The following is a 16,753-nucleotide window of genomic DNA, read 5'->3' as shown; positions in this document are numbered from 1 at the left end:
GCAATGCAGCACGCCAACGCGCTCAACCGGCTCAACCGGCTGCCGATCGCGCGGTTCCACAAGCTCACCCTGCTGGCCGTGGCGTTCGCCTACTTCTTCGAGTTCGCGGACATCAACAGCTTCGCCACCACCTCGCCCAAGCTGATCAAGCTGTGGGGCGTGACCGTCAACCAGGTCGCGTACGTGACCTCGCTGTCGTTCGTCGGGATGTTCCTCGGCTCGATCGTCGCGAGCACGATCGCCGACCGGTGGGGGCGCAAGCGCGCGCTGCTGCTGACGACGGTGTGGTTCGGGTTCTTCTCGTTCGCGGCGGTGTTCTCGTGGGACATCGTGTCGCTGGGCGCGTTCCGCGTCCTGACCTCGGCCGGGCTGTCGGCGATGACCGTCGTGGCGGTCATCTACGTCAACGAGCTGTACCCGGCCGCCAGCCGCGGCAAGTACCAGGCCTACGCGATCGTGATCGGCATCTGCGGCACGCCCGTCACGAACCTCATCGCGAGCGCGGTCGTCGGCATCAACGACTGGACGTGGCGGCTGGTCTACCTGTGGGGCGCGCTGGGCGTGCTGCTGGTGCTGTTCACGCGGCAGCTGAAGGAATCGCCGCGCTGGTACGAAAGCCGGGGCGAGCACGACAAGGCCGACGCGGTGCTGCGGGAGATCGAGGCGCAGGTCGCCGCCGAGAAGGGACCGCTGCCCGAGCCCGCGCCGCCGGTCCAGGAGGCGCCGGCGGGCAAGGCCCCGCTGCGGATGCTGCTGCAGAAGAAGTACCTGTTCCCGACGCTGCTGCTCACCGTCGTGTGGGTGACGCAGACGATCGGGTTCTTCGGGTACTCGACGTGGGCGCCGACGTTGCTCGCCAAGGAGGGCTTCAGCGTCGAGAGGTCCGTGTTCTACGTCGCGCTCACCACGGTCGGCGCGCCGCTGGGGTCGTACCTGGCGGCGCTGGTCACCGACCGCTTCGAGCGCAAGTGGTGCCTCGTCGCGTTCGGCGTGGTGATCGCGGTGTGCGGGTTGTTCTACGGCCTGACGTTCGACCCGATCCTGATCGTGGTGTTCGGCTTCCTGGTGAACCTGTTCGAGCGCGGGTACACGGCGCTCGGCTACGCCTACTCGCCCGAGCTGTTCGACACCCGTGGCCGGTCGCTGGGCACCGGCGTGTCCTACGGCCTCGGCCGCTTGTCGAACGCGGCCGGGCCGCTGATCGTCGCCGCGCTGTACAACGGCAGCGGGTACCAGAGCGTGTTCTTCTTCATCGCGGGCACGTGGACGGTCGGCGCCGTGGTGCTGGCGATCTTCGGCCCGCGCACGCGGCAGGCCACGCTGAAGCCGGCCACGGCACCGAAGGCCGCCGAGGTCTGACTGCCCCGGCAGCCGTAGCATCCGCTCGTTGTCGCCGCGCTGGCGGCTGTGGACGAGGGGCTGGGATGACGGCGTCGTTGGCGGTGGGGGAGCGGGTCGGGCCGCGGGGCGGGTCTCGTCCTCGCGTGGGTGTGGTGGTGCTGACCGCGTTGGCGGTCGTGCCGGTGGTGCTGGCGTTGTGGACGGCGGCGCGGACGTCGCGGGCGCACGTGCTGCTGGATTACTGGCACGTGCTGGCGAAGGTGACGGCCGATGACGGGTCGTTGCGGTGGGGTCAGGTGCTGACCTACCACCTGGACCAGCCGTTCGTGGTGCCGTCGTTGCTGTTCTGGGCGGACGCGGCGTGGCTGGGCGGGGACAACCGGGTGCTGACGGTGCTGGCGGTGCTGTTGCTGGCGGTCGTGGTGGTGGTGTTGCGGGCGATGCTGCCGGGGACGTTCTCGCCGCTGGTGAAGGCGGCGCTGACGGCGGGGTTCGCGTTTCTGGTGTGTTCGTCGCACCTGGCGGAGTTGTGGTTGCAGGCCACGAACGGGATCAGCTGGGTGCCGGCGGTGACGTGCGCGGTGGTGGCGGTGTGGTGTGCGCACCGGGGCCGGGTGTGGTGGTCGTGGGGTGCGGCGGTGGTGGCGTGCCTGTGTTTCGGGGCCGGGTTGCCGGTGTGGTTCGCGGTGGCGTTGACCAGCGCGGCGCGGGGTGAGCGGCGGTGGCGGTGGCTGACGCCGGTGGTGGCCGGGGTCGTGGTGGTCGTGGTGTGGTGGGTGACGAAGCCCGCGGGGCCGCAGTCGCTGGCGACGACGGCGGTGGATCCGGACCGGCGGCTGTCGGTGTTCGCGGCGGCGCTGGGCGGGTTGTGGTCGGCGGACGTGCCGGTGGTGGCGCTGGTGCTGCTGGTGTCCCGGGTGGGGCGGGACGCGGCCGTGGCGGGCTGGGTCGGGCTGGCGGGGTATGCGGTGCTGGTGGCGGGTTTGCTGGCGCTGGGCCGGACGACGACGGCGGTGGGGAATGTGGGGTTGCTGGGCCGGTACGGGCTGGCGGCGGCGCTGGCGACGAGTGCGTTGCTGGTGCTGGTGGTGTACGTGCGGCCGGGGTTGTCGTCGCGGGTGGTCGTGACCGGGGTGGTGACGCTGGGCCTGGTGACGCACGCGATCGGTGGCGGGAAGCAGGACCAGGCGCGGGCGGCGTACGCGCCGCTGGAGGTGGCGGCGGTGGCGTTGCGGGTGGAGGCGCCCCAGGCGATGGCGGCGCTGAGCATCGAGCCGTCGGTGGTGCCGGCGGCGCGGGCGCTGGGAGCATTCCCGTTCAACGACCACTTCACCCTGGGCTGCGCACCGTACGAGCTGGGGTCGCGAGTGGACCTGTCGCGGGTGACGGCGTTGCCGGGCCCGGCGGACGCGGGGCCGAGCAAGGGCGTGATCGACAGCCCGGCCGTGACGGGGGACGCCGTGTTGTCGGGGTGGGCGGTCGTCGGTGGGCAGGCCCCGGAGTGCGTCCTGGTCGTGGACGGTACGGGGGCGGTGGTCGGGGGCGGGGTTTCGCACCTGTCCCGCGCGGACACGCCACAACCGGGCTGGCGCGCGGTGGCGGCCCCGGGTGCGGCGGATCTCACCGTGCTCGCTGTGCAGTCCGGGGGGTTGTACCGGTTGTCGCGCAGCGGCGGTTGAGGCCGCGCTGGGGGTGGCCGAGTGTGATGGCGGCGTTTGCCGCTTGGGGCTTGTTTCGCCTGTCGCGCGGCGGAAACCCGCCCGCGCTGGCGGCCTTGCCGCCCGGGCTTCTCACCGTCTGCCGCGGGGTGGAGGTGGCCGCGTTGCCGCCCGGGCCTTGTGTCTCCTGTCGCGCGGCGGAAACTCGCCCGCGCTGGCCGCGCCGCCGCCTGGGCTTCTCCCCGCCAGCCGCGCGGCGGAGGTGGCCGCGTTCGCTGGCCGCGTTGCCGCCCGAGGCTTCTTGCCGCCTGTCGCGGGGTGGCCCCCCGCGCTGGCCGCGTCGCCGCCCGGGCGTCTCCCCGCCAGCCGCGCGGCGGAAACCCGCCCGCGCTGGCGGCCTCGCCGCCCAGGCCCCTGCTCCGCCCGTCAGACCGTCGCCAGCGCGGGTTCCGGCACCGGGATCTCCGCGACGCGCGGCTTGCGCAGGGCCGCCGCCGCCACGGCGGTGACCGCCAGCGTCACCAAGCCCGCCACCAGCAGCGCCTCCCGCGGACCCAGGCTTTCGCACAGCCACCCCAGCAGCGGCGCGCCCACGGCGCCCGCCCCGGCGGCGATCGTCCCGTGCACCGCCAGTACCCGGCCGCGCATGCCCTCCGCCGCGTCCAGCTGCAGCCGCGTGCTCTTCGCGGTGTCGATCACCACGGCACCCGCCGCGATCGGCAGGATCACCACCGCGAACCCGAGCAGCCCCGGCGCGTACCCGCTCACCGCCTGCAGCACGCTCGTGACCGCACCCGTCGCCAGCAGCAACGGCACCGTCAGCTCCCGCACCCGCGCCGCGAGCACCCCGCCGAGCACCGTCCCCACCGCGAACACCGTCGACAGCGCGCCGTACCCGCCGGCACCGGCGTGCAGCGGGCCCTCGGTCATCGCGGCCATCGTCACCTGGTAGTTGCGGCCCAGCGCGGACAGCACGAAACCCAGCGCGAACAACACCAGCAGCACCCGGTGCCCCCGCAGGTACACCAGTCCCGCGCGCACCCCCGCCTCCTCCGGCGGGCTCACCGCGAGCGGGTGGAACTCGCTCGGCCGCATCACGGCCAGTGTGCCCAGCACGAACAGGAAACTCGCCGCGTTGATCAGGAACAGCGGCGCGTCCCCGACCGTCGCGGCGAGCGCGCCCGCCAGGCTCATGCCCAGCACCCGGCCGATGGCGTTGCTGAGCGAGCCGAGGGCGAGCGCGTTGCCCAGGTCGTCGCGGGGCACGACCTGTCCGGCGAACCGGCCCAGCGCGGGCCCTTCCAGCGTGCTGACGAGCCCGCCCGCGGCGGTGAGGGCGTAGATCGGGGTCAGCGGCAGCTCCCGCCAGACCAGGAAAGCCAGCAGCAGCGCGATGACCAGGTGCGCAACCTCACCCGCGACGATGAGCCGCCGGGGCGGGAACCGGTCGGCGAGCGCCCCGGCCCACGGGCCCAGCAGCAACGCGGGCAGCGTGCTGATCAGCACCGAGAACCCGACGGCCGTCGCCGAGCCGGTGCGGGCGAGTACCACCCAGTTCAGGCCGAGTACCTGCATCCAGCCGCCGGTCACCGACACGACGTCGGCCAGAGCCCACAGCCGGTAGTTGTGGTTTCCGAGCGCACGGAGCATCGGCGGCACAGTTCGCCGCAACGGGAACTCCTTGAGAGAAGAGAAGAACGAACAAGAACGCGGCGGGCACCCCTGCCCACCGTGACCCAAAGTAAACCTCGATCTCGACGTTTTGTAGCGACGCGGGGTGTGGGCATGGCAACATCGTTTCCCGGTAACGCTTCTCGGCGGCCCGGTTGTTGACGGTTCCCGCGCGCTGCCGCACTCTCGGTGCGGTGATCTACGACGAGATCGGCTACGAGGTCGCGGACGCGATCGCCACCATCACGCTGAACCGGCCGGAGCGGCTGAACGCGTTCACGCTGGAGATGGCGCACCAGCTGATCGCCGCGTTCGACGAGGCCGACGCCGACGACTCGGTGCGCGTGGTGGTCGTCACCGGCGCCGGGCGCGGGTTCTGCGCGGGCGCGGACCTCGAACGCGGCGCGAGCACCTTCGACAAGGACGCGCACGGCGACGTCGAGGGGTTCGGCGAGGTCGACGGCGTGCCGCGGGACGCCGGTGGCGCGGTCTCGCTGCGGATCGCCGCCAGCCGCAAGATCGTCATCGGCGCGTTCAACGGCCCGGCGGTCGGTGTCGGCGTGACCATGACCCTGCCGATGGACATCCGCATCGCCGCCGAGACCGCGAAGTTCGGCTTCGTCTTCGCGCGCCGCGGCATCGTGCCCGAGGCGGCCTCGACGTGGTTCCTGCCGCGGATCGTGGGCATCTCCCGGGCCGTCGAGTGGGTCGCGACCGGGCGGGTCTTCGACGCGGCCGAGGCGCTGGCCGGGGGACTGGTGTCGCGGGTGGTCCCGGCGGACGAGCTGATCCCGGTGGCGCGGTCGATCGCGCGGGAGATCGCGGACAACACGTCGGCGGTGTCGGTCGCGGTGTCACGGCAGCTGCTGTGGGGCATGCTGGGTTCGCCCACGCCGTGGGACGCCCACCGCGAGGACTCGCGGGCGCTGCTGCGGCTCGGCGCCGGGCCGGACGCGATGGAGGGGGTGCTGGCGTTCCTGCAGAAGCGCCCGGCGGACTTCCCCGGCAGGGTGAGCACCGACTACCCGCCGGACGTGCCGCCGTTCCCCGGGCGGCCGTGAGGAATTCGTGCGGATGGCCCTCACGCGGGAGGCCGGGGGAGGGCTACGGTTCGCCTCGTGCGCGTCATCGTCGTCGGAGGTGGGATCGGGGGTTTGACGGCCGCCCTCGCGCTGCTGCGGGCCGGGCACGAGGTCCGGGTGGACGAACGCGCCGCGGGGTTCGGGGAGATCGGCGCGGGTGTCCAATTAGGACCGAATGCGACGCGGGTGCTGCACGGCCTCGGGCTGGACGCCGCGCTCCGGCGGAACGCGTTTTCGCCGGTAGCGACCCGGTTCCTGCGGTGGGAGGACGACACCGTGCTCACCGAGTGGCCGCTGGCGGGGCACATGGAGGCCCGCTTCGGTGCGCCGTACTACACGGTCTACCGGCCGAACCTGATCACGGTCCTCGCCGCGGCGCTGCCCGCCGGTGTCGTGTGCTTCGGCAAGGCGGTGACCGCTGTCGAGTCGTGGCACCCGCGGCCGCTGGTCCGGTTCGCCGACGGCACGGCGGAGACGGCGGACGTCGTCGTCGGCGCGGACGGCATCCACTCGGCGGTGCGCGGGGCGACCGTGGCGGAGACGGCGGCGCGGTTCTCCGGCATGTGCGCCTACCGCGCGCTCGTGCCCGCCGACGCGCTTTCCGCCGAGCCGGCCGTCCGCGTGTGGCTCGGGCCGAACCGCCACCTGGTGGCCTATCCCGTGGGCCGCTTCGTGAACCTCGTGTGCGTGGTGCCGGCGACCGACTGGCCGGAGGAGTCGTGGACGGCGCCGGGCAGCCTCGCCGAGCTGCGGGCCGCGTTCCGGGGCTGGTCCCGCGAGCTGAACGACCTGCTCGACCACGTCCGCGAGCCGGTGTACCGGTGGGGCCTCTACGACCGGGAACCGTTGCCGCGCTGGTCCACGGCGACGACCACGCTCGTCGGTGACGCCTGTCATCCCATGCTGCCGTTCCTGGCGCAGGGCGGCGCGCAGGCGATCGAGGACGGGGCGGCGCTGGCCGCCGCGCTGGACGGGGACCTCGCGCCCGCGCTCGCGCGTTACGAGGCGCGGCGGCGGCCGCACACCGCGCGCATCCAGCGGCGCTCGTGGGACAACAACGTCGACTACCACCTGCCCGATGGCCCGGCACAACGGCGCCGCGACGCGGCCCTGGCCGCGGGTGAGGGGATGAACGTGGAGTCGCTCAGCTGGATCTACGGCAACGACGCCGGCAGGTAGCGCGCCCGGAGCCGGAAGCGCTCGCCCTGCGGGCCGACGATGCTGAGGAACTCCGCGGCGTGGTCCCCGGCGTTGCCGAACCAGTGCGGCAGGTGCGTGTCGAACTCGGCGACCTCGCCGGGGCCGAGCACGAGGTCCTTGTCGCCGAGCACGACCCGCAACCGTCCATTGAGGACGTACAGCCAGTGGTACCCCGGGTGCGTGCGCGGTTCGGGCTCGACGTCGGGGCCCGCGGGGAGGATCTGCTTGAACGCCTGCAGGCCACCGGGTTTGCGGGCGAGCGGGATGATCGTCAGCCCCTCGCGCCGGACCGGGCGCGGGAACACCCGCGGATCGGCGCCGGCGGGGGCGCCGACGAGGTCGTCGAGCGTCATCCGGTACGCCCGCGCCAGCGGCAGCAGCAGTTCCAGCCCGGGCCTGCGCTGACCGGACTCCAGCCGCGACAGGGTGCTGACCGGGATGCCGGTCCGCTGCGACAGCGTGGTCAGGGTGAGCCCGGCGCGGCGGCGGAGGTCCCGCAGCCGCGGGCCGACCGCCACCAGCACGGCGTCGTCGTTCATCGCTCCAGTGTCGCCGGGGTTTTGCGGTTTTCGCAAAGATCTTCGCCGGATCGCGCCTCTTGGGGCAGGTTGACGGGCGGAGGTGGTCACCGATGACGGTGGGGTTCTGGGAACAGCGGTACCGCAGCAGCGACCGGCTCTTCAGCGGTGAACCGAACGGCGCGCTGGTCGCCGAGGTCGCCGGCCTGGCGCCGGGCCAGGCGCTCGACGTCGGCTGCGGGGAAGGCGCCGACGCGCTGTGGCTGGCGCGCCGTGGCTGGCTGGTCACGGCGGTCGACATCTCCCGCACGGCGCTCGAACGCGCGGCCGCGGCGGACGACACCGGCCGCGTCGCGTGGACGAGGGCCGATCTCGCGACGGCGCGGTGGCCGGCCGGGACCTTCGACCTGGTGTCGGTCCACTACGTGCCGCTCCCGCGCGTGCCGGGCGACGGACCGCTCCTCGGCCTGCTGGCGGCGGTCGCGCCGGGCGGCACGCTGCTGTTCGTCAGCCACGACCTCGCCGGCCTGGATTCCGGCGACTACTACCGCTCCGCCGACGTCACCGCGCACCTCGGCGGCGACTGGACGATCCTGGTCGACGAAGTCCGGCCGCGCCGGACCCCGGAGGGCTCGCTCCACACCCGGGACACCGTCCTCCGGGCCCGGCGCCTGCGGTGACCGGAACCTCGCGCGTCGAGCCCGCACCGGAGGTGTGTTTCCACTCCCCGTCAGCGGAGCGGCAGCGGCAGCCGGACCGCGGGCGGCAGGGGCGCCGGCTCCGGTCGCACCCGGAAGGACTGGAGCATGAGGGCGGCCAGCCGGCGGGAGGCCGCCACGCGCAGTTCCGGGGAGCGGGCCTGGATGCCCTCGTTCGCCATCATGGCGAGGATGACGTCCTCCAGCACGATGTCCTCGCGCAGCTGCCCGGATTCCTTCGCGCGGTGGAGGAGGTCGAGCAGCATGCGCAGGGTGCGGTCGCGGTCGGTGGCGACGTCGGCGGTGTGCGGCAGCTGCGCGAGCAGCGCGCGGAAGCCCCGGTCGCGGGCGTGCGCCTCCATGAGCCTTTCGAGCACGAGGCTGAACCCGCGCCACGGGTCGGGCTCGGCGAGGCCTTCCTCGACGATGGCGGAGCACAGCGCCAGCTGCTCGGCGAACGCCTCGGCGAACAGCGCCTCCTTGGTGGGGAACCGCCGGTACACCGTCGCGAGGCCGACGGCCGCGCGGCGGGCGATCTCCCGCATCGGCACGTCGAAGCCCCTGCTGCCGAAGGCCACGCGTGCCGCCGCGAGGATGCGCTGCCGGTTGTCCGTGGCGTCCGACCGCAGCGGACGACTCACTTCCGTGCTCACCGTTCTCACTTTAGCCAGGCGAACGGCGCGTTTCGTTAGCGTCGGCGGACATGAGAGCTGTTCAGTTTTCCGAATACGGTCCGCCCGCCGTCGTGCGGGTGGTCGAGGTCGAGGAACCCCACGCCGGGCCGGGGGAGATCCGCATCGCGGTGCGGGTCTCGGGTCTGTCGACCGGTGAGGTCGCGATCCGCTCCGGAGCGATGCGGGACCTCGTGCCGGCGCGGTTCCCGTGGCGGACCGGGTTCGACGCGGCGGGCGTGGTGGACGAGGTCGGCGAAGGGATCACCGGCGTCGCATCCGGGGACGAGGTGTTCGGCATGACCTCGTCGGTGACGCGGGAAGCGAACGCCGACCACGTCGTCCTGGTCTCGTGGGCGCCGAAACCGCCCGCGTGGAGCTGGGAAGAGGCCGGTGCCGCCGCGGGCAACGTCGAGACGGCCACGCGGGTGCTCGACCGGCTCGCCGTCCGCCCCGGGCACACGGTGCTGGTCCAGGGCGCGGCGGGCGCGGTGGGCACGCTCGCCGTGCAGCTCGCGGCCGCCCGGGGTGCGAGGGTCATCGGCACGGCCAGCGAGCGCAACCACGAGTTCCTCCGCTCGCTCGGCGCGGAACCGGTGACGTACGGGCCGGGGCTGGCGGACCGCGTGAGCGTGCTCGCGCCGGACGGCGTGGACGCGGTGTTCGACTGCGCCGGGGGTTCGCTGCCGGAGCTGGTCAAGATCGCCGGGAGCCCGGACCGCGTGGTGACGATCGCCGACATGACCGCGGCGAGCCACGGCGTGCACCTGTCGCACGGGACGCCGGAGGCCGAGGCTGGCGGGAACGCCGACCCGCTGGCCGTGCACGGCCTGGACCTCGCGGTCGGACTGGCGGCCCGGGGGAAGCTGCGCGTGCCGGTCGCGGCCGCGTTCCCGCTCGAGGAGGTCGCGGCCGCGCACGAGCTGAGCGAGGGCAAGCACGCCCCGGGGCGGATCGTGCTGGTCCACTGAGCGTCAGTCCCCCGGCAGGCGCGCCGAAGGCCACTGTTCCTTGTGGACGGCGGTGTGCACCTGGGCGGTGAGCTCGGCGGCGACCACCCGCACGGCGGGCGTGGCGGGTGCGGCCCGCGGGACGCCGAGGACGATCGAGCGCCACACCTCCGGCTCGGCCAGCGGCGCGGCGGTCAGCGTGCCCGCGGCGAGGTCGGCGGCGATGCCGACCGCCGGCAGCACGGTCCAGCCGTGCCCGCCGCGCACGAGCTGCTTCTGCAACGCCATCGAGTTGGTCTGCACCACCGCGTCGATGGTGGTGCCCGCCTCCCGCGCGGCGGTTGTGATCAGGGTGTGCAGCCCGTGCCCCGGCGCGGGCATCACCATCGGCCGGGCGGCGGCCTCGGCGAAGGGCACGGCCACGTCCGGCCGCAGCCCCTCCCCGGGCCCCGCCACGGCCCACAGCCGCTCGCGCACGACCGGCGTCACGTTCAGCGACGGGGTGCCGGTGAGGTTGTACAGCAGGCTCAGGTCGAGGTCCCCGTCGTCGAGCCACTGCTGCAGGTGCCCCGAGTAGGCGCTGAGCACGCGCAGCTCGATGCCGGGGTGGGCCCGCCGCACGGCCGACACGAGGGGCTCGGCGAGCAGTTCGGCGGTGCTGTCGAGCAGGCCGACGGTCACGATCCCGGTGATCGCCCCGCGGTCCGGTGTCAGCTCCGCACGGGCGCGCTCCAGCTCGGTGAGGGCGCGGCGGGCGCGTTCGACGAGCTTGAGCCCGGCCTCCGTGGGCCGCATGCCCTGCCGTGTGCGGTCGAACAGCGGCACCCCGACCTCGTGCTCCAGCGCCCGGATCTGCCTGGTCACGGCGGGCTGGACGACGTGCAGCAGCTCGGCGGCCTTCGTCACGCTGCCGACGTCGGCCACCGTCACCAGCGCCTTGAGCTGCTTGAGGTCCATCCCCGCCATCCCCGTCCGGCATGTCACCATCACGAATCAGTATTTCACATGCCTTCTCATGAGAGTCCATGATGACTGGGACGGAGAGGAGGCACGAGGTGGACGGGCTCAGCGAAGAGGAAACCGCGATCGTGTCGCTCGTGCGCGAGTTCGTCGACCGCGAGGTGCGGCCGGTGGCGCGGGAGCTGGACCACACGAACACCTACCCGGAGAAGCTCATCGAGCAGATGAAGGAGATGGGCATCTTCGGGCTGGCGATCCCCGAGCCGTGGGGCGAGGCGTCGGTGTCGGCGCAGTGCTACGCCGCCGTGACGGAGGAACTCGCGCGGGGCTGGATGAGCCTCGCGGGCGCGATGGGCGGGCACACCGTCGTCGCGAAGCTCCTCGTGCAGCACGGCACCCGCGAGCAGCAGGACACGTACCTGCCGCGCATGGCGACCGGCGAGATCCGCGCGACGATGGCGCTCACCGAGCCCGGCGGTGGTTCAGACCTCCAGGCGATGCGCACCACCGCGCGGCGCGCGGGCGAGCACTACGTCGTCAACGGCGCCAAGACGTGGATCACCAACGCACGCCGGTCGCAGCTGGTCGCGTTGCTGTGCAAGACCGATCCGGCTGCCGAGCCCGCGCACCGCGGGATGAGCATCCTGCTCGCCGAGAAGGGCCCGGGTTTCCACGTTTCGCGGGACCTGCCGAAGCTGGGCTACAAGGGTGTCGAAAGCTGCGAGCTGGCGTTCGACGACTACCGGGTGCCCGCCACCGCCGTGCTCGGCGGCGAGGAGGGCCGGGGGTTCACGCAGATGATGCGGGGACTGGAGATAGGCCGGATCCAGGTCGCGTGCCGGGCGCTGGGCGTCGGGCGGGCGGCGCTGGAGGACGCGCTGCGGTACGCGCAGGAACGCGAGAGCTTCGGCAAGCCGATCTGGCAGCACCAGTCCGTCGGCAACTACCTGGCGGACATGGCCACCCGGCTCGAAGCCGCGCGCCAGCTCGTGCACCACGCCGCCCGTCGCTACGACTCGGGCGAGCGGGCGGACCTCGAAGCCGGGATGGCGAAGCTGTTCGCGTCGGAGACCGCGATGCAGGTCGCGCTCGACGCGGTGCGCATCCACGGCGGGTACGGCTACTCCACCGAGTTCGACGTCGAGCGCTACTTCCGCGACGCCCCGCTGATGATCGTCGGCGAGGGCACGAACGAGATCCAGCGCAACGTCATCGTCCGCCAGCTCGTGCAGCGGAACCCGCTGTGAGCGCGCCACTGGACGGGATCCTGGTCGTCGCGCTGGAACAGGCGGTGGCCGCACCCCTGGCCACCCGCCAGCTCGCCGATCTCGGCGCGCGCGTGGTGAAGATCGAGCGGCCCGAGGTCGGCGACTTCGCCCGCGGCTACGACCGGACGGTGCACGGCCAGTCGAGCTACTTCGTCTGGCTCAACCGCGGCAAGGAAAGCCTCGAACTGGACGTCAAGCAGGACAAGGAGCTGCTGGACGCGGTGCTCGCGCGGGCCGACGTGTTCGTGCAGAACCTCGTGCCCGGCGCGGCGGAGCGCCTCGGCCTCGACGCCGCGACGCTGCGGGCCGGACGGCCGGAGCTGATCCACTGCTCGATCTCCGGTTACGGGCCGGACGGGCCGTACCGGGCGAAGAAGGCCTACGACCTGCTGGTGCAGTGCGAAACCGGGCTCGTCCTGTCCACCGGGACGCCGGAAGCCCCCGCGAAGGCCGGGTTTTCCGTCGCCGACATCGCCACCGGCATGTACGCCTACAGCGGCATCCTCACCGCGCTCTACCATCGCGAGCGCACCGGCGAGGGCGCGAGCCTGGAGGTCGCGATGCTCGACGCACTCGGGGAGTGGATGAGCCAGCCCGCCTACTTTTCCCGCTACGGCAACGAACCGCCGCGCCGCACCGGGGCGCGGCATCCGTCCATCGCGCCCTACGGCCCGTACCGCACCCGGGACGGGCAGGTTTTCCTCGGTGTGCAAAACGATCGCGAGTGGACGGTCCTGTGCGCGGAGGTGCTGGGGGACGCCGATCTCGCGCGGGACCCGCGTTTTGCCACCAACACGGACAGGGTGGCGAACCTGGAAGCGCTTACCGGATTGCTGGAAAGCGCTTTCTCGGAGCGCACCGCCGACCAGGTCGTCGAACTGCTCGACCGGGCGGGGATCGCCAACGCGCGGTTGCGCACCCCGGAGGAGTTCACCCGGCACCCGCAGCTGGCCGCCCGCGACCGGTGGCGCGAGGTCGGCACCCCCGCGGGACCGGTGCGGGCACTGCTGCCACCGGTCGTGTCGGATGACTGGGAGCCGGTGCTCGGCGCGGTCCCTGCGCTGGGCGAGCACAACGAGGCGATCCGGGCGGAGTTCGCGCCGGGGGAGGAGGCAGGATGAGCGAGGTCGTGACGCGCACGGAACTGCTGACGCCGGAACCGGCCGCCGCGCTGGCGTCGTTGCTGGGCGTACCGGAACCCGAGGGCGGGCTGCCGTTGCTGTGGCACTGGGTGTACCTGCTGGAGCGGCCCGCGCAGGCGGATCTCGGGCCGGACGGGCACCCGGTGCGCAACACCGTCCCCGCACCGCCGGGGCCGGGCCGCCGGCGGATGTGGGCGGGCGGCCGCGTGCGCAGCCGCGGGACGCTGCGCTCCGGCGAGGTCGCCACGAGGCAGACGCGCGTGCTCTCGGTGCGGGAGAAGCAGGGCCGGTCGGGCGCGCTGACGTTCGTGGTGGTGGGGCACCGGATCGAGCAGGGCGGACGCGTCGTGGTCGAGGAGGAGCAGGACCTCGTCTACCGGCAGGCGACGTTGTCCGTCTCCGACAGCGGCCCCGAGGTGCCGCCCGAACCCGGCCAGTGGTCGATCGAGGTGTCCCCGACGCTGTTGTTCCGCTTCTCGGCCTTGACCTACAACGCACACCGCATCCACTACGACCGGGACTACGCGCGGGACGTCGAGGGCTACCCCGGGTTGCTCACGCACGGGCCGCTGCAGGCGCTGGCGATGGCAGAGGCCGCGCGCGCCCGGGGACTGAGCGGAGACCTGCGTTTCGAGTACCGGCTGGTCTCGCCGCTGTTCGACTTCCAGGGGCTCGTGGTCAGGGCGACCGAAGAGGCCGGCGGGTTCGCCACCGCCGTGCGGGACCTCTGCGGACGGCAGACGGCGACCGGGCTGCTGCGGAGGCTCGATGACTGAGTTCCTCGCCCACGCCAGGACCTTCCTGTTCGTCCCCGGACACCGCCCGGACCGCTTCCCCAAGGCGCACGCGGACGTGGTGGTGCTGGACCTGGAGGACGCGGTCGGGCCCGGGCACAAGGTCGCGGCGCGGGAGCACGTCCGCGCCTGGCTCGCGGGCGGGCACCCGGCGATGGTGCGGATCAACCCGCCCGGCACGCCGTGGCACGAGGAGGACCTGGCGGTGGCCGTCGAGCACGGCTGCCCCGTGATGCTGCCGAAGGCCGAGGACCCGGCGGTGCTGGCGGCGCTCGGGGTGTCGGCCGGGGTCGTGCCGCTGGTGGAGACGGCGGCGGGCATCGCGCGGGCGGCCGAGGTGTGCGCCGCTCCGGGCGTGGTGCGCCCGGCGTTCGGCAGCGTCGACCTCGCCGCGCAGCTGGGGGTCGACCACCGCTCGCACGAGGCGCTGCGGTACGCGCGGTCGGCGCTGGTGGTCGCCGCGGCGGCCGCGGGGCGGGCCGCCCCGGTCGACGGCGTGACCACCGCACTCGACGACGAGGACGCGCTCGTCGCGGATCTCGAACACGCCCTCACGCTGGGGCTGACCGCAAAGCTGTGCGTGCACCCGCGCCAGGTGCCGGTCGTGCACCGCCGTCTCGCGCCGACACCGGAGGAAGTCGCGTGGGCACGCGGCGTCCTCGCCGCGGCGGGGGACGGTTCGGTCGCGGTGTTCGAGGGGCAGATGATCGACCGGCCCGTGGTGCTGCGGGCACAGGCCGTGCTCGCCCGGGCACCGGGCTGATCCCGGCTTTCCTTGCCCTGCCTGCCCGGGATCGGGGAGGATGCGGCGGCGCGGGTGAGAGGGTGAGGTGAGTGCTGTGGTGATGACGGTGGCCGCACGCACCCCCACCGGGCGCCGGATGCAGCTCGCCGTGCTGCTGCGGCGCCTGCGGGAGCAGGCCCGGCTGACGCAGGGCGACGCGGGCCGCTCCGTGTGGCCGTCTTCGAGCGCGGCCAGCGTGCAGAACAAGATCGCGCGGCTCGAGAGCGGTGACGCCGGGATCAAGCTGGAGGACCTGCGCAGCCTGCTGGCGGTGTACGGCGTCCAGGACGCGGCGGTCACCGACCTCGCGCTGCAGCTGCAGTCGGGCCTTTCGCAGCGCGGCCGCTGGACGGGGTTCCGCGCGGTGCACGACGACGCCACGCGCCGCTACATCGACCTGGAGGAGGACGCCACGCTCATCCGCCTGGTGGCGGCGGAGGTCGTGCCGGAGATCCTGCAGAGCCCCTCGTACCTGCGTGCCGAACACCCGGCCACCCGCGCGGACGCGCCCGAGCTGCAAGCGAAACTGGCCCGGCAGCGGACCGTGCTGCTCCGGCCGGACCCGGCCCAGTTCTACGCGGTGCTCAGCGAATCCTGCGTCCGCCGCACCCAGGGCGACGACGCCGTGCTGCGGGAACAGGTGGCGCACCTGATCTCGCTGTCGCGGCGCCCGCACATCACCATCCAGCTGGTGCCGTTCCGGCCGCGCGGCCCGGTCCGGCCGATCGCCCGCACGGGGCTGCTCGAACGGTTCGCGCTGCTGCGGCTGACCACGCCGGAGGTGCCGGGCAAGCTGCCCGAGCACCTCGACTACGCGTTCACGAAGAGCGGAGCGGACCTCACGTTCAGCGATCACGTGCGGCACTACGAGACGCTGTGGACCGAGGCGACCGCGGCGGCGCTGACCCCGGCCGAGACCCGCGCGTTCCTCACCACGGTCCTGAACGAGCTCGACTGAAGGCGGTAACGGATGTCCCCCAGCGGTGAAAAGGCCACGGCGGCCGGCGTGTACGACTGGTTCCTCGGCGGCCGGTACGCGCGGGAGGCCGACATCGAGGCGGCGATCGCCAGCCAGCGGGCGTTCCCCGTGCTGGCCCGCACCGTGTTGTACAACCGGCAGTTCCTGCAGCGCGTCGTGCGGCACCTCGTCGGGCAGGGGGTGCGGCAGTTCCTCGACCTCGGTTCGGGCTACCCGAGTTCCGGCAACGTGCACGAGATCGCGCAGGAGCTCGAGCCCGGCGCGCGGGTGGTGTACGTCGACCACGAACAGGGCACAGTGGACGTCGGCCGCGAGATCCTCGCCGGAAATCCTGACGCGACAAGCATTCTGGGAGATGTGCGTGATCCCGAGGGCGTGCTGAACCACCCCGAGGTCGGCGAGCTGCTCGACTTCACGGAACCGGTGGGCGTGCTGATGATCGCCGTCCTGCACTTCCTGCCTGACACCGCCGAGGCCGCACGCACCGTGCGCCGCTACGTCGACCACCTCGCGCCCGGCAGCTATCTGGCGATCAGCCACGGCACGTACGCCGCGGGCGCTCGGGAACTGGCCAACCAGACGGCGACGAACGAGACGTACAACCGCAAGGTGAGCGAAAGCGCTTACACCCGCACGTTCGCGGAGATCGAAAGCCTGTTCGCCGGCACGACCCTGGTGCCGCCGGGGCTCGTCCTCGCCACGGAGTGGCACCCGGAGGACCCGGCACACGAACACGACGAGGAGGACGAGGCGAGCGCCGTCCTCGCGGGTGGCGTGGGCCGGGTCTGACGGTACAGGACGGCCAGGGCGTACGGAGTCCTGCTCGAACCGGTCGGACGGCAGGTGATGGAGAGGGCGCTTGCCGGAAGCCACGGGCAGCGTAGACGCCAGCATCGATGAACGGCCAATGGCGGATGCTGCAAAAGCTGAAACTCCGCTGCGCCCCGCGCCGCTTTTGGCGGAAAGTCAATGAGGTCTAGTTGTTGCGGGTCGTGACGTTGGTGACGTGGGTGAGGGCCTGAGGTGAGGGGACGGGT

General features: G+C 73.0%; 16 protein-coding genes. 12 read left to right on the top strand and 4 right to left on the bottom strand.

Translation table 11 applies throughout. The annotated features are described in order from the left end of the window. Positions 1-3 precede the first annotated feature (3 nt). Positions 4-1,359, top strand: coding sequence for an MFS transporter (locus ABFX51_RS33835; protein WP_346056178.1), 1,356 nt, complete (start codon positions 4-6; stop codon positions 1,357-1,359). Positions 1,360-1,424: 65 nt separating this feature from the next. Continuing rightward, complete coding sequence (locus tag ABFX51_RS33830) at positions 1,425-3,020, top strand: DUF2079 domain-containing protein (protein WP_346056177.1); 1,596 nt, start codon at positions 1,425-1,427, stop codon at positions 3,018-3,020. A 405-nt stretch (positions 3,021-3,425) separates the two neighbouring features. Here the strand turns inward: ABFX51_RS33830 and ABFX51_RS33825 are convergent, their stop codons facing one another. Next, positions 3,426-4,649, bottom strand: coding sequence for an MFS transporter (locus ABFX51_RS33825; protein ID WP_346056212.1), 1,224 nt, complete (start codon positions 4,647-4,649; stop codon positions 3,426-3,428). 215 nt (positions 4,650-4,864) lie between these two features. Here ABFX51_RS33825 and ABFX51_RS33820 point away from each other — a divergent pair, with 215 nt between their 5' ends. Next, positions 4,865-5,731: an enoyl-CoA hydratase-related protein gene (locus tag ABFX51_RS33820; RefSeq protein WP_346056176.1), complete on the top strand. Its 867-nt coding sequence runs from the start codon at positions 4,865-4,867 to the stop codon at positions 5,729-5,731. A 57-nt stretch (positions 5,732-5,788) separates the two neighbouring features. After that, the gene (locus ABFX51_RS33815; protein WP_346056174.1) at positions 5,789-6,931 is read left to right on the top strand and encodes an FAD-dependent monooxygenase; all 1,143 of its coding nucleotides are present in this window, start codon (positions 5,789-5,791) and stop codon (positions 6,929-6,931) included. On the opposite strand, the gene ABFX51_RS33810 is transcribed toward ABFX51_RS33815, so the two are convergent. Beyond that, positions 6,907-7,491: a helix-turn-helix domain-containing protein gene (locus ABFX51_RS33810; RefSeq protein WP_346056172.1), complete on the bottom strand. Its 585-nt coding sequence runs from the start codon at positions 7,489-7,491 to the stop codon at positions 6,907-6,909. The two genes, ABFX51_RS33815 and ABFX51_RS33810, sit on opposite strands and share 25 nt — an antisense overlap. A 92-nt stretch (positions 7,492-7,583) precedes the next feature. Between ABFX51_RS33810 and ABFX51_RS33805 the strand changes: the two genes are divergently transcribed. After that, positions 7,584-8,150 (top strand): class I SAM-dependent methyltransferase, encoded by a 567-nt coding sequence (locus tag ABFX51_RS33805; RefSeq protein ID WP_346056171.1) that lies wholly within the window; start codon positions 7,584-7,586, stop codon positions 8,148-8,150. Positions 8,151-8,200: 50 nt separating this feature from the next. Here ABFX51_RS33805 and ABFX51_RS33800 read toward each other — a convergent pair whose 3' ends face one another. Next, on the bottom strand, positions 8,201-8,821 hold the full coding sequence (locus ABFX51_RS33800; protein ID WP_346056170.1) for a TetR/AcrR family transcriptional regulator: 621 nt from the start codon (positions 8,819-8,821) through the stop codon (positions 8,201-8,203). A gap of 50 nt (positions 8,822-8,871) precedes the next feature. Between ABFX51_RS33800 and ABFX51_RS33795 the strand changes: the two genes are divergently transcribed. Continuing rightward, the gene (locus ABFX51_RS33795; protein ID WP_346056169.1) at positions 8,872-9,810 is read left to right on the top strand and encodes an NADP-dependent oxidoreductase; all 939 of its coding nucleotides are present in this window, start codon (positions 8,872-8,874) and stop codon (positions 9,808-9,810) included. Positions 9,811-9,813: 3 nt separating this feature from the next. On the opposite strand, the gene ABFX51_RS33790 is transcribed toward ABFX51_RS33795, so the two are convergent. Next, the gene (locus ABFX51_RS33790) at positions 9,814-10,776 is read right to left on the bottom strand and encodes a LysR family transcriptional regulator (protein WP_346056168.1); all 963 of its coding nucleotides are present in this window, start codon (positions 10,774-10,776) and stop codon (positions 9,814-9,816) included. A 41-nt stretch (positions 10,777-10,817) separates the two neighbouring features. On the opposite strand from ABFX51_RS33790, the gene ABFX51_RS33785 reads away from it, so the two are divergent. From ABFX51_RS33785 to ABFX51_RS33760, 6 genes are all read left to right on the top strand, one after another. Continuing rightward, positions 10,818-11,996 (top strand): acyl-CoA dehydrogenase family protein, encoded by a 1,179-nt coding sequence (locus ABFX51_RS33785; protein WP_346056167.1) that lies wholly within the window; start codon positions 10,818-10,820, stop codon positions 11,994-11,996. Further along, positions 11,993-13,138: a CaiB/BaiF CoA transferase family protein gene (locus ABFX51_RS33780; RefSeq protein ID WP_346056166.1), complete on the top strand. Its 1,146-nt coding sequence runs from the start codon at positions 11,993-11,995 to the stop codon at positions 13,136-13,138. The genes ABFX51_RS33785 and ABFX51_RS33780 overlap by 4 nt, the downstream gene beginning before the upstream one ends. Continuing rightward, positions 13,135-13,935, top strand: coding sequence for an HTD2 family dehydratase (locus tag ABFX51_RS33775; protein WP_346056164.1), 801 nt, complete (start codon positions 13,135-13,137; stop codon positions 13,933-13,935). The genes ABFX51_RS33780 and ABFX51_RS33775 overlap by 4 nt, the downstream gene beginning before the upstream one ends. After that, positions 13,928-14,716, top strand: a complete 789-nt coding sequence (locus tag ABFX51_RS33770) for an HpcH/HpaI aldolase/citrate lyase family protein (RefSeq protein ID WP_346056163.1) — start codon at positions 13,928-13,930, stop codon at positions 14,714-14,716. The genes ABFX51_RS33775 and ABFX51_RS33770 overlap by 8 nt, the downstream gene beginning before the upstream one ends. Before the next feature lie 67 nt (positions 14,717-14,783). Beyond that, entirely contained in the window at positions 14,784-15,695 is a 912-nt protein-coding gene (locus ABFX51_RS33765) for a helix-turn-helix domain-containing protein (RefSeq protein ID WP_143249836.1), read from the top strand. A gap of 12 nt (positions 15,696-15,707) precedes the next feature. Next, complete coding sequence (locus tag ABFX51_RS33760; RefSeq protein ID WP_346056162.1) at positions 15,708-16,505, top strand: SAM-dependent methyltransferase; 798 nt, start codon at positions 15,708-15,710, stop codon at positions 16,503-16,505. Positions 16,506-16,753: the final 248 nt, after the last annotated feature.

Source organism: Amycolatopsis dongchuanensis (genome assembly GCF_039542405.1).
Taxonomy (GTDB): domain Bacteria; phylum Actinomycetota; class Actinomycetes; order Mycobacteriales; family Pseudonocardiaceae; genus Amycolatopsis_E; species Amycolatopsis_E sacchari.
This window is presented reverse-complemented; position numbering and strand designations above follow the sequence as displayed.

What these genes read in the sequence shown, in the direction of transcription:
- ABFX51_RS33835 (WP_346056178.1), top strand. Translation starts at nt 4, where the DNA reads ATGCAGCACGCCAACGCGCTCAACCGGCTCAACCGGCTGCCGATCGCG.
- ABFX51_RS33830 (WP_346056177.1), top strand. Translation starts at nt 1,425, where the DNA reads ATGACGGCGTCGTTGGCGGTGGGGGAGCGGGTCGGGCCGCGGGGCGGG.
- ABFX51_RS33825 (WP_346056212.1), bottom strand. Translation starts at nt 4,649, where the DNA reads ATGCTCCGTGCGCTCGGAAACCACAACTACCGGCTGTGGGCTCTGGCC.
- ABFX51_RS33810 (WP_346056172.1), bottom strand. Translation starts at nt 7,491, where the DNA reads ATGAACGACGACGCCGTGCTGGTGGCGGTCGGCCCGCGGCTGCGGGAC.
- ABFX51_RS33805 (WP_346056171.1), top strand. Translation starts at nt 7,584, where the DNA reads ATGACGGTGGGGTTCTGGGAACAGCGGTACCGCAGCAGCGACCGGCTC.
- ABFX51_RS33795 (WP_346056169.1), top strand. Translation starts at nt 8,872, where the DNA reads ATGAGAGCTGTTCAGTTTTCCGAATACGGTCCGCCCGCCGTCGTGCGG.
- ABFX51_RS33790 (WP_346056168.1), bottom strand. Translation starts at nt 10,776, where the DNA reads ATGGTGACATGCCGGACGGGGATGGCGGGGATGGACCTCAAGCAGCTC.
- ABFX51_RS33785 (WP_346056167.1), top strand. Translation starts at nt 10,818, where the DNA reads ATGACTGGGACGGAGAGGAGGCACGAGGTGGACGGGCTCAGCGAAGAG.
- ABFX51_RS33775 (WP_346056164.1), top strand. Translation starts at nt 13,135, where the DNA reads ATGAGCGAGGTCGTGACGCGCACGGAACTGCTGACGCCGGAACCGGCC.
- ABFX51_RS33770 (WP_346056163.1), top strand. Translation starts at nt 13,928, where the DNA reads ATGACTGAGTTCCTCGCCCACGCCAGGACCTTCCTGTTCGTCCCCGGA.
- ABFX51_RS33760 (WP_346056162.1), top strand. Translation starts at nt 15,708, where the DNA reads ATGTCCCCCAGCGGTGAAAAGGCCACGGCGGCCGGCGTGTACGACTGG.